The organism is Microbacterium sp. NPDC008134 (assembly GCF_042957055.1).
GTDB lineage: Bacteria > Actinomycetota > Actinomycetes > Actinomycetales > Microbacteriaceae > Microbacterium.
The window spans coordinates 166,613-177,584 of record NZ_JBIBHO010000002.1; the positions used below are offsets into that span (position 1 = coordinate 166,613).

Annotated in this window: 9 protein-coding genes, 1 tRNA gene and 1 other RNA gene; 5 read left to right on the forward strand and 6 right to left on the reverse strand. The window is 71.1% G+C overall.

What is annotated here, in order from left to right:
• Positions 1–603 (forward strand): GNAT family N-acetyltransferase, encoded by a 603-nt coding sequence (locus tag ACFY9N_RS11315; RefSeq protein ID WP_391478665.1) that lies wholly within the window; start codon positions 1–3, stop codon positions 601–603.
• A 61-nt stretch (positions 604–664) separates the two neighbouring features.
• Here the strand turns inward: ACFY9N_RS11315 and ACFY9N_RS11320 are convergent.
• Both ACFY9N_RS11320 and ACFY9N_RS11325 read right to left on the reverse strand, forming a co-directional pair.
• Positions 665–752 (reverse strand) — tRNA-Ser (locus ACFY9N_RS11320).
• 19 nt (positions 753–771) lie between these two features.
• A complete protein-coding gene (locus ACFY9N_RS11325) occupies positions 772–1,008 on the reverse strand; it encodes a hypothetical protein (protein WP_391478667.1) in 237 nt (78 codons plus the stop codon).
• 92 nt (positions 1,009–1,100) lie between these two features.
• Here ACFY9N_RS11325 and ACFY9N_RS11330 point away from each other — a divergent pair, with 92 nt between their 5' ends.
• Complete coding sequence (locus ACFY9N_RS11330; RefSeq protein WP_391478668.1) at positions 1,101–1,991, forward strand: rhodanese-related sulfurtransferase; 891 nt, start codon at positions 1,101–1,103, stop codon at positions 1,989–1,991.
• 56 nt (positions 1,992–2,047) lie between these two features.
• Here the strand turns inward: ACFY9N_RS11330 and ACFY9N_RS11335 are convergent, their stop codons facing one another.
• From ACFY9N_RS11335 to ACFY9N_RS11350, 4 genes are all read right to left on the reverse strand, one after another.
• Positions 2,048–4,330 (reverse strand): DUF3488 and DUF4129 domain-containing transglutaminase family protein, encoded by a 2,283-nt coding sequence (locus ACFY9N_RS11335; protein ID WP_391478670.1) that lies wholly within the window; start codon positions 4,328–4,330, stop codon positions 2,048–2,050.
• The gene (locus ACFY9N_RS11340; protein WP_391478672.1) at positions 4,317–5,507 is read right to left on the reverse strand and encodes a DUF58 domain-containing protein; all 1,191 of its coding nucleotides are present in this window, start codon (positions 5,505–5,507) and stop codon (positions 4,317–4,319) included. Before ACFY9N_RS11340 ends, ACFY9N_RS11335 begins: the two co-directional genes overlap by 14 nt.
• A gap of 7 nt (positions 5,508–5,514) precedes the next feature.
• Positions 5,515–6,498: an AAA family ATPase gene (locus tag ACFY9N_RS11345; RefSeq protein ID WP_391478673.1), complete on the reverse strand. Its 984-nt coding sequence runs from the start codon at positions 6,496–6,498 to the stop codon at positions 5,515–5,517.
• A gap of 115 nt (positions 6,499–6,613) precedes the next feature.
• Positions 6,614–9,505, reverse strand: a complete 2,892-nt coding sequence (locus ACFY9N_RS11350; RefSeq protein WP_391478675.1) for a DEAD/DEAH box helicase family protein — start codon at positions 9,503–9,505, stop codon at positions 6,614–6,616.
• 50 nt (positions 9,506–9,555) lie between these two features.
• On the opposite strand from ACFY9N_RS11350, the gene ffs reads away from it, so the two are divergent.
• The 3 genes from ffs to ACFY9N_RS11365 all read left to right on the forward strand — a co-directional run bounded on the left by ffs (position 9,556) and on the right by ACFY9N_RS11365 (position 10,967).
• An RNA gene (gene ffs / locus ACFY9N_RS11355) (signal recognition particle sRNA small type) lies at positions 9,556–9,652 on the forward strand.
• A gap of 41 nt (positions 9,653–9,693) precedes the next feature.
• On the forward strand, positions 9,694–10,290 hold the full coding sequence (locus tag ACFY9N_RS11360) for a rhomboid family intramembrane serine protease (RefSeq protein ID WP_391478676.1): 597 nt from the start codon (positions 9,694–9,696) through the stop codon (positions 10,288–10,290).
• Between the two features lie 110 nt (positions 10,291–10,400).
• Complete coding sequence (locus ACFY9N_RS11365) at positions 10,401–10,967, forward strand: hypothetical protein (protein WP_391478678.1); 567 nt, start codon at positions 10,401–10,403, stop codon at positions 10,965–10,967.
• The last annotated feature ends 5 nt before the right edge of the window (positions 10,968–10,972 follow it).

Here is a 10,972-nt window from a genome sequence, read left to right on the forward strand (position 1 = left end):
GTGTCGAGCATCCGTTCGTACCGTCCGTCCGATCGCGCCGCGCTGTTCGAAGTCTGCGTACGCACCGCCGATGCGGGGGAGGACGCGACCGGGGTCTTCTCCGACGACGAGCTCTGGGGTCTGCTGTTCGCCGTGCCGTATGTCGAGCGCGACCCGAGCCTGGCCTGGGTCGTCGAGACCGAGGACGAGCGGGTGATCGGGTACATCGTCGCGACCGACGACACGGATGCCTTCGAGCAGTGGTTCCGCGACGAATGGTGGCCGCGGTTCGCCGATCGCTTCCCACAGCCCGTCGACCCGCAGACGCGCGAGGAGAAGATGCTCGCGTACGCCTACGGGCGCCGCCCGGGCGCCGAGGCGAACGCCGCCGCGTATCCCGCGCACCTGCACATCGACCTGCTGCCCGAGACGCAGGGACAGGGCCTCGGACGCCGCCTCATCGAGACGCTGTTCGACGAGCTCTCCCGTCGTGGGGTGAAGGGCCTGCACCTGGGCATGGACCCGGCGAACACCGGCGCCGCGGCGTTCTACGAGCGCCTCGGCATGACGCCGCTGCCCGCAGCGCCCGGCGGGCAGAGCTACGGGGTGACCTTCGCAGGCTGAGCGCGGTTACCGCCGGAGATGCAAGAAGGCCCCGCACGAATGCGGGGCCTTCTTCGTCATCTGGCGGTGACGGCGGGATTCGAACCCGCGGTTGCTTGCACAACACACGCTTTCCAAGCGTGCTCCTTCGGCCGCTCGGACACGTCACCAGGGAACAACTTGTCCATCCTATCCGATGCGCGGCGTGTCCTGTGACGCCGCCTCTACGCCGCGTGATCGTCTGCGATCGAGCCAGGCGGTGACGAAACTGACGACTGAGGCAGTGACCGTCACGAGAATCGTCGCGACGGTGTACCAGGCGATATTCGACCAGCCGATCGTGAAGGCGTCGCTCTGGAGCAATAGGAAGACCGTCGTCAGCAGGTAGAGGACGCCCGTCACGACGTTCCATTGGTATGACTTCATAGATTCCCCCCCGTCGGCGTCAAAGCGAGGGCAGTCACCCTCCACACACATGACGAGGTCGCCCCTGCATTCGGTCGGCGTACGATCTTGAGGTGGCAACCCCCAAGATCGTCCTCTTCTACGTGTTCACCCCGCTCGCCGATCCCGAGGCGATCCGGGTGTGGCAGCGCGACCTCGGCGAGGCACTCGGCCTGCGCGGCCGGCTGATCATCTCGAAGGACGGCGTCAACGGCACCCTGGGCGGAGACCTTCCGGTCCTCAAGAAGTGGGCGCGCTCCTTCCGTTCTTACGCCCTCTTCGCGAACACCGACATCAAGTGGAGCGAGGGCACCGGCGTCGATGCCGAGGGGCGCAGCCTCGACTTCCCGAAGCTGAGCGTGAAGGTACGCGACGAGATCGTGTCGTTCGGTGCCCCCGGTGAGCTGGCGGTCGACGAGAACGGCGTGATCGGCGGCGGCACGCGCCTGAGCCCCGAAGACCTGCACGCACTGGTCGCCGAGCGCGGCGACGACGTCGTGTTCTTCGACGGACGCAACGCGCTCGAGGCGCAGATCGGACGCTTCCGCGGGGCGGTCGTGCCCGACACCGAGACGACCCGCGACTTCGTCGACCTGCTCGACTCGGGCGCCTACGACGGCCTCAAGGGCAAGCCCGTGGTGACCTACTGCACCGGCGGCATCCGCTGCGAGGTGCTGTCGAGCCTCATGACCGCCCGCGGGTTCGGCGAGGTCTACCAGCTCGAGGGCGGGATCGTGCGGTACGGCGAGACGTACGGCGACGACGGCCTGTGGGACGGCTCGCTGTACGTCTTCGACAAGCGCGGATCGGTCGACTTCTCCGACCACGCGGCGGTCATCGGGGAGTGCGTCGGATGCGGCGCCGCGACCTCGCGCACCGCGAACTGCCCCGACCTCTCGTGTCGCACGCAGTTCGTGGTCTGCGCGGACTGCGACCGGGTCGCCTGCGCGCAGCACGCCGCCTGACGGTCGCCTCCGTGCGACGGCCGCCTCCGCGATCGGGCCGGCCGGCACGGTTGTGTCTATGTCGCGGTGAGCGTGTCGATTCCTGGGGCCGCGAAGAGTGAGCGGGGCACCAGGAGCGCACGCGTGCGCGACGGCGCATCGACGCTGCGCCGGAGATCGCGCAGCACCGTGCGGAGATCCGACGCGAGGTCGGGGGCATCCGCTCCGGAGCGCGCGTAGGTCGCACGCTCGACCGCATCGGCCAGGCGCTCCATCGCCGCCGCGTCGACTCCCCGCTCGCGGATCAGCCCGGCCGCCCTCACCCGCGGAGACTCGGCGTCGGAGGGCGGGATGCCGAGATCGATGAGCGTGCTCCGCACCTCGGTCCACGCGGCCCCGGCATCGCCGTCGCGAGCCCGATCCCGGCGGCGGGCCCGCACGACGGTGCGGATGAGCGCGGGGAGCAGCAGCACCACGATCGCGCCGAGCACCACGAACAGCACCGGCGTCGGGTCGACCGTGCGCAGCTCGGTCGACGACGAGCTGTTGTCGCCGGCATCCTCGCGATCGACCTCGGGGGCCGTCGTCTGCTCGGCCTGCGGCGCGGTCGACTCCGGAGCGTCGGACGGGGTGTTGTCGGAACTGGTCGAGCCCGTCACCGCCGCACGGAAGTCGGTCGGCACCCCGAGCGAGGCCGTGGGCTCGAAGGGCACCCAGCCGATGCCGGGGAAGAGCACCTCGGGCCAGGAGTGCAGACGATCGCTCGTGACCGAGTAGATCGACTCGTCGCCGCGCTTCTCGCCGGTGAGCGATCCGGGGAGATACCCCACCACGATCCGGGTCTCCATGCCCAGGCTCTCGGCCATCAGGGCGAAGGCGCCGGCGAAGTGCACGCAGTATCCCGAACGCACGTCAAGGAACCGGGCGACCGCATCCGCTCCGGTGCCGTCGAAGTCCTCTTCCACCGGGGTGTCGAGCGAGTACGTGAACTCGCTGCGGAACCAATCCTGCAGAGCGAGTAGACGGTCGTAGTCCGTGACCTCGGCGCCCGTGACCTCCCGGGCAAGCTCTCCGACGATCTCGGGGATCTCGACGTCGGCGTCGTCGTCCGAGATGTTCGGGGCCGCCGCATCGACCGCGCGGATCTGCTCGAGCGTCGGGTTCACGCGCACCGAGGAGACCGTGTAGTCGGCGCCGACGGCATCCGCATTGCGCGAGACGAGTGTGCGGTTGTCGGGCATGACCCGCCACGCGCGGGGAACGCCCTGGATGTCGGTCGCGGGATAGGGGACCGGCAGCCAGGAGCTCGACATGCGCAGGATGCGGATCGAGGTCGTCGCCTCCGTCACCTCGACGTCGGCGCCCCACTCGGGGTCGCCGAAGCCGTCGGCCTGCGATTGCAGACCTCCGCGATCGGGTTGCCACACCTCTCCGTCGAAGTCGGACAGGGTCGTGAGACGCAGGTAGGGCGCCGAACCGCCCGCGGTCGCCACCGTCAGCACCTCGACCGGATTCGGCTGACGCAGGTCGTCGCCCAACCTCAGCGACGCGTCGACCGTGATGCCCGTTCCGGTGCCGGTGAGTCCGGCCGCGAGCGGCAGGCCGGGCACGACGACGAGGGTCGTGGCGATGGCCGCGGCGCCGATACCCACCCCGACGGATGCCGACGTACGACGCGGTGTCCGCGGATCGGTCCGCGTCGCGTAGCGCAACTGTGCGAGCACGAACAGGGCGAAGAGCACGAACCAGACGACGTTCGCGTCGCCGAGGGTGATGATCATCGGGATGGACCCGACGAGGCCGACCAGAAGGATCGGGAGGATCGCCGCACGCGCCGTGGCGAGTTGATCGAGCAGCACGGCGACGAGTGCGAATCCGAGCGCCATCGTCGCGGCGAGCCCGTGCGAGGCGGCGAGGGGCGCGGAGCCGACGGCGACCTCCTGCCAGGCCGCGCCCGTCAACGCCCCGAAGGTCGAGAGCGTGGCGGGCGACGGGACGACCCCGAAGAACGCCGTGTCGCCCGCCGTCACGTGTGTGACCAGTGCCATGGCCACGAACAGCTGCACGAGCAGGGTGCCGACGTCGCGCAGCCACGCGGGTCGGTACCGCAGCAGCACACGCATCACGAGACCGGCGAGCGGGATGAGCGTGACCGCCGAGACGACCGCGAACGACCAGGATCCCGGCTCGATCACCGAGGTGAAGGGCCACATCGTGACGAGGCCGCCGACCGCGGCGAGAACCGACGGCGCGAGAACGGCTGCCGGGGTCTCCTCGTCGCGATGCCACGGGATCCTCGTGCGGGAGCGGGAACCCGGTCGTCGGGAGGAGCTGCTCGCCGACTGCTCAGCTCGGAACATCGCCGACTCCGATCCGCTCCGGAAGGGCATCCGCCCACGCCGCGGCGACGTCGTCGCCGAGCGGCGCGAACGACCAGCCGTTGCGCGTCGCGGCCTCGGCCGCACCCTGCTCGGGCCCGGTGGCGAGCAGGATGCCCGCGGCCGCTCCGGCCGTGCGCAACGCGGCGGCGTCGTCCTCCGACAGTCGGCCCGTGATGTAGACGAGGGGGCCGGGCGGGGTGCCGCCGATGAGCGTCGCCACATCGCGGTGGTCGCCGCGCGGGGCGATCAGCGCGAGGGCCACGAGCAGAGCATCGCGGTCGTCCTCGTGGCCGCGCAGGGTGCCGAGGAGCACGCCCGCGCTGTCGATCACGTCGACGCCGTAGCCCTCGTCGGCGAGGTGCACGGCGGCGGAGGCGCAGAGCGAGACCGCCGCCTCGAACGCGGCATCCGCTTCTTCCCCCGGTCGATCCCAGCGCTCGGCGCTGCGATCGAGCACGACGATCGCGTCCGGGCTCGACTCCTCCTCTTCCTGCCGCACCATGAGCTGCCCCCGGTGCGCGGTCGCTCGCCAGTGGATGCGGCGCATCGAGTCGCCCGGCAGGTAGAACCGCGGCGAGAGATTGTCGCTGCCCTGGCCGAGGCGCGTCGACGACGTGTGGGCCGTGCCACCGGCCGCACCGACACGCACGGCGAGGGGCGCGAGTGCGAAGACCTCGGGCACGACCGTGACCGTGCGCGTCTCACCGAACTCCTGCTCGCGCTGCGCGAGACCGAACGGGTCGACGGTGCGCAGCACGAGGGGACCGATCGGCCAGACCCCGCGGCGCACACCCGTGATGCGGTACCCGAGCTGCCCGGACGCCGGCGGGTACTCGCCGCCGGCATCGCCGCTGACGGCGTCGGGAAGGGTGTCGTGCCACAGCGCGTGCGGCACACGCAGCGAGCGCAGGGCGAAGCGGATGCTGACGTGCGAGGTCTCCGACACCGTGAGCAGGTCGGTCGAGACCTGCCGGGCGACGGTACCCGTGCGACGTGGCAGCCAGGCCATCAGGGCCGAGAACGCGGTGACGAGAGCGAGCAGGATGCCGATGTGGAGCAGGATCGGTGCGGCGACGACGTTGGCCCCGATCACGCACAGCAGTGCCGCCACGAGGGCGCCCGCACCGCGGCGGGTCAGGGATCGGCGGCGAGGCATGATGCGCTCAGACGCGGCTCGCGACGGGCACGCGCACGCGCTCGACGATGTGGGCGAGCGCCGTCTCGACCGGCTGGGCTCCCGCACGGTGCGCGCCACGGGCGGGCAGCAGCCGGTGCGCGAACACCGGGATGAGGAGAGCGGTCACGTCATCGGGGATCACGAAGTCGCGGCCGTCGAGCGCCGCCCAGACCTTCGCGGCCCGGATCAGCTGCAGCGTCGCGCGGGGGCTCGCCCCGAGGTGCAGGCTCGGGTCCGAGCGCGTGGCCTGCGCGAGGGCGACGGTGTACTCCTCGAGGGCGGGGGCCACGTGCACGGCGCGCGCCCACGCGATGAGCTGCGAGATCGTGTCGGCGTCGGCGTCGGCGACCGCGGCCACGGCCGCGAGCGGGTTCACCACGTCGCGCTGGCGGATCATCAACGCCTCGGCCGCGGCATCCGGGTAGCCCATCGAGATGCGCATCATGAAGCGGTCGCGCTGCGCCTCGGGCAAGGCGTACGTGCCCTCCATCTCGAGCGGGTTCTGGGTCGCGACGACCAGGAACGGCGAGGGGAGGGCGTGCGTCGAACCGTCGACCGTGACCTGGCGCTCCTCCATCGCCTCGAGCAGAGCCGACTGCGTCTTGGGGGAGGAGCGGTTGATCTCGTCGGCGATGACGATGTGCGCGAAGATCGCCCCGCGCTTGAACTCGAACTCGCGGTCCACCGGGTTGTAGACCGAGACGCCGGTCACGTCACCCGGGAGCAGATCGGGGGTGAACTGGATGCGGCGCACGGTCGCGTCGACACTCGCCGCGAGGGCGCGTGCCAGCATGGTCTTGCCGACTCCGGGGACGTCCTCGATGAGGAGATGGCCCTCGGCGAGCAGGCAGATCAGCGCGCTGCGCACCGCATCGGGCTTCCCGTCGATCACCTCTCCCACGGAGGTGAGGATCGCGGAGGTCTGGGCGGCGAACTGTTCGGCCGTGATCAGGGGGGAGTTGTCCGTCATGCGTTCCCTCTCGGTCGGCGCTGCAGCGCGCGTTACTCGATCGTAACCCGCACGGGAGCGGCGTGGGGCTGGCAGAACACTGTGCTTCGCGGCACGTCCGTGAGCGCCTGCGCTCTCACCCCCAGACGCGGGCGCGGGGCTGCGCGGCGTCGAGGCGCCCTTCGCTGCTGCGGGCGACGCGGAGCAGGGCGAGTCCCTGTGCACCCTGCAGCTCGTGCAGGGTGCACGTGCCGATGAGCAGGGTCCACTGGCGTGCGAAGAGCTCCGCATCGCTGCGCCGTCGCCCGATCATGCGCGGGACGGGAAGGAGTGTGCGCCCGGGAGAGAGACGGTCGGCGAGCCGTTCGAGCAGGCGGGTGGATCCGGCGGCCCCGCGGTCGATCCGCAGGAGGAACCGGGGTGTGCGCACCGCCGAGAACAGCTCTTCGACGGCATCCGTCACGAGCCGGCGATCTCCGGCCGTGCCGCCCAGTTCGATGCGCACCCGGGAGTCGGCGCCGACGCGCGCGACGATGTCGGTCTCGTCGAAGAGACCGATACGACCCGCATCGCGGAGGGTGCGGGCGATGGCCAGCGCGGCGAGCCGATACACCTCGGCGGGATGACGGCGATCGCGCAGGGTGCGCCCGAGCAACGGAAGGAGCGTGGTCGCGGCGGCCAGCGCACCGCCTGCCGCGATGAGAGCGGCACCGAGCAACGGATGCACGACGAGTCCCTGCCCCGCGAGTACCGCGAGCAGGATACCGACGCCGAGCGCTCCTCCCGCGGCCGAGGTGGTGCCGTCGGCGCGCGCGACATCGGCGGTGCGTAACAGGGGAGCGGACGCCACCTGCCGCACCGTGATCTCGTCGCGCTCGCGCGCCGCGTACGGCTCGCCGATGCGCCACTCCGACCGTGTAGCCGTTCGCGCCGGCCACGCGGCCCGCAGCCGGTCGTCGACGCCGCGGATGGAGGCATCCGGATGCTTGTCGAGCACGTCCTCGAGTTCGCGGATGGCGTCCGAGGGCATCGCGTGGGCGAGCCCGCTCACGATCCGCCCGTCGCCGTCGCCGCTCGGTCCCCACAGGTGCGAGTGCTTGCGACGCAGACGATCCGGCTCGCTCGTGTCGTCGAGAGCGACATCGGCGGGGATCAGACACGCCACCGACCAGTTGTGCGCCACCTTCTCGGGCCACTCCGGGTCGAGGCGCAGGGTGCGGCCCCGCAACTGCTGCGTCGCGGAGGACGTCGCGACCGCGGTGAGGTCGATGAGCGTGTTCACGGCGGGGCAGTCCCACCCCTCGCCGAGCAGGCCGCGCGTGCCCACGAGAACGCGCACCTCGCTGCGACGGAGGAGCTCCGACACCGCGGCGACGATGCGTCCGGTGCCGACACCCGCTGCGCGCAGATCTCGGGTGGCGCCGAGGTCATCGCCGATGTCGACCGGGGCGCCCATGAGGTCTGCGAGCATCGGCGCGAGCATCGCGGCGTCGTCGGCCCGCACGCGGAGGTGCTGCGCCGTCAGCAGCACCGGTCGCAGCGGCGCGATCACGGGGTCGGCCGCGAGGGCGTCGAACGTGCGCAGTGCGCCGGCGGCGGCATCCGCTCCGCGCCGGTTTCCGTGGGTCACGAAATCGGTCACCACGACGGCTCGGATGCGCTCGCCGTCGTCGCTCGCGAGTTCGCGGTGCAGGATCTCGACGGCCGCGGCGTCCTTCGCCGCCGACGAGGCCAGCGTCGTCTCGACCGGGTTCCGGCCGCGGCGCAGCCCCCGATCGGTGAGCAGATAGCCGAAGTCGGCGAGCGAGCGGCGCACGTACTCCCACTGATTCGACGCGGCGGGATCGGCCAGCAGACGGGCCTGCGCGAACCGCACGAGCACGGTGAGCAGATCGTCGGTCGTGCAGCGGTCGAGCAGCACCTGCGGGATCGCGGCGACGAGCGGATGCTGCGGCACGACCTCGCGCAGTACCACCGCGCACGACCGGGACAGAGCGAAGTCCGCGGAGAACGCGCGGTCGACTCGGGTGAGGGTGTCGTCGTCGGCGTCGTCGCCGACCGGTTGCAGCTGCTCCTCGAGGAAGGCGATGCCGTCGGCGGTCGACAGCACGTCGACGATCGTCGAATGGAGCAGCTCCTCGTGCCGGCGGATGAATCCGGCCTCCGCCGGCGTCGGCTCGGTGAACAGCACGTGGTCACGGTACGGCGCGAGGTTCCCTTCCTTCACCACCGCCGGGGTCGGGACCTCGTAGTCGACCTCGCCGAGCAGCCCGTTGTAGTTCTCGAACTCGGTCTCGTCGTCGGGCGACGGCAGGGTCGCGGTGAGTCCGATCAGGAGCGGCTCGACGCCCGTCTCGCGGATCCGCGCGGCGAGATACGCGACGACCAACGCCCAGTGGTCGAGCAGGTGATGGCACTCGTCGAGCACGATCGTGCGCACCCCGGCGTCGACGAGGCGGTCGATGAGCGCCGTGGCGTTCGGGTGCAGCACTCGAGCGAGCTCGGCGGGATTGCGGCGGGCGAACTGCGAGCGCAACCGGCGTGTGCGACGACGGATGCCGGAACGGTACTGCGCCGGATTGTCGATCTCGAGTTCCGCGAGCCAGGTCCCGGCGTCCGCTTCGCTTCGCCCCGCCTCGACCAGTTCCTCGGCCCAGACCACCCGGGCCAGATCGTCGAAGGGGGAGCCGTCGCCGGTGACACTGAGCGCCTGGTAGGTGAGCGCGGTGAGGTCGGCGATCCTGTCGGGGTCGTCGGAGACGGATGCCGGGTCCGGCGCGAGTTCCCGCGCGGTACGTACCCACTGGTGCCGGATCGTGACGGTCGGCGCGAGCACGAGCGTCCGGTGCCGTTCGCGTGCCGCGAGCAGCAGACCGAGCAGGGTCTTGCCCGATCCGGGAGGGGCGACGACGTGCAGCGGGCCGCGTCCGCCGACCGGCAGGCGAGTGAGGACCTCCGCCTGATACGTGCGCAGCTCGCCCGTGAATCGCCAGCCCGCGAGCGGGGATTCTGCGGGCTCGGGCGGCATGATCTCCCCAGTCTGTCAAAAGGTGCGCCCGCGCATCGGTTAGACTTGTCGACGGCTCTCCGCGTGGCGGCATCCAGGCCAATTCCCCCAGGGCGGAAACGCAGCAAGGGTAACCGGGCTCTGCTGGGTGCGCGGAGGGTCACTTTCTTTTTCAGCCTCCTCCGGGGCTGTCCTGCCAGGATCGTGATGTGACCGGCGCCACCACTCCTCTGCGGCAGAACGCTCTCTCGCGCTTCGCCTCACCCGTGCTGCTGCTCGCCGCGATGTGGGCGATCCAGTTCGCCGATGCGCTGCTTCCCGGATCGTTCACCGGGTTCGGCATCCGCTCCTGGGATCCCGAGGGCCTCCTCGGCATCGTGCTCGCACCTCTGCTCCACGCGAGCTGGGCGCATCTGATCGGCAATTCCGTGCCGTTCCTCGTACTCGGGCTGCTCGTCGCCGTCGAGGGCACCCGCAGATTCTGGACGGTCACCGCGATCGTCGCCGTCGTCGGCGGCCTCGGCACCTGGATCTTCAACGCCCCGGGAACGGTGACGGTCGGGGCATCCGTGCTCGTGTTCGGCTATTTCGGCTACACGGTCGTTCGGGTCTTCGCGCCGGGCCGTGTCGCCCACCGCATCGGATACGCGCTCATCGCGCTCGTCGTGATCGGGGTCTACGGGGCGACGATGCTCGCGGGCGTCGTGGGCGTGAGTCAGGGCATCTCCTGGCAGGCGCACCTGTTCGGCGCGATCGGCGGCGCGCTCGCCGTGTTCGTCGGGCGCCGCGGGGGTCCCGCGGAGTGAGAGGGCCCCGATCGCGTGCGCGCACGCCCGCGCGCCGCCGGAAGAAGCGTCGACCGGCGGCGCGGCGCCGACCGGGCGTCCGCGCCCGGGCCGCGAGGCGTCGGCGGCGGATGCTGCTCCTCCGACGCGTGTTGATCGGCGTCGGCGTCGTCGCGCTCGTCGCGGGGATCGCCGCGCTCGTGCCGCTCGGGCTCGCGCACGAGAAGCCACTGGCGATCTGTGCGAGCGATCCACGCACCTACCCGTCGGCGGGCATCGAGGGGTGGCGCGGCGAGCAGCTCGAGAACGCCGCGACGATCATGGCGACGGCATCCGACCTCGGGTTCGCGCGCGACGGCCAGATCCTCGGCGTGATGACCGCGATGGGCGAGAGCAGCCTGCGCAACATCGACTACGGCGACTGGGAGACGAGTGGGTTCACGAATCCCGACGGTTCGCGCACCACGAGCATCGGTCTCTTCCAGCAGCAGGAGTGGTGGGGGAGCGTCGAGCAGCGCATGGACCCGGCCACCTCCGCGACGCTCTTCTACGAGCGATTGGCGCGGGTGCCCGACTGGCCGTCGATGGACCCGTCGCTCGCGATCCACCGCGTGCAGATCAATCTCGACCCCACGTACTACTCGCGGTACGCCGCCGATGCGACCGCCGTCGTCGACGCGCTGTCGATGCCGTGCTGACACTT

Excerpts from the sequence above, each read along its gene's own strand:
- ACFY9N_RS11345 (WP_391478673.1), bottom strand. The coding sequence starts at position 6,498 with ATGACGGACAACTCCCCCCTGATCACGGCCGAACAGTTCGCCGCCCAG.
- ACFY9N_RS11335 (WP_391478670.1), bottom strand. The coding sequence starts at position 4,330 with ATGTTCCGAGCTGAGCAGTCGGCGAGCAGCTCCTCCCGACGACCGGGT.
- ACFY9N_RS11350 (WP_391478675.1), bottom strand. The coding sequence starts at position 9,505 with ATGCCGCCCGAGCCCGCAGAATCCCCGCTCGCGGGCTGGCGATTCACG.
- ACFY9N_RS11365 (WP_391478678.1), top strand. The coding sequence starts at position 10,401 with ATGCTGCTCCTCCGACGCGTGTTGATCGGCGTCGGCGTCGTCGCGCTC.
- ACFY9N_RS11325 (WP_391478667.1), bottom strand. The coding sequence starts at position 1,008 with ATGAAGTCATACCAATGGAACGTCGTGACGGGCGTCCTCTACCTGCTG.
- ACFY9N_RS11340 (WP_391478672.1), bottom strand. The coding sequence starts at position 5,507 with ATGCCTCGCCGCCGATCCCTGACCCGCCGCGGTGCGGGCGCCCTCGTG.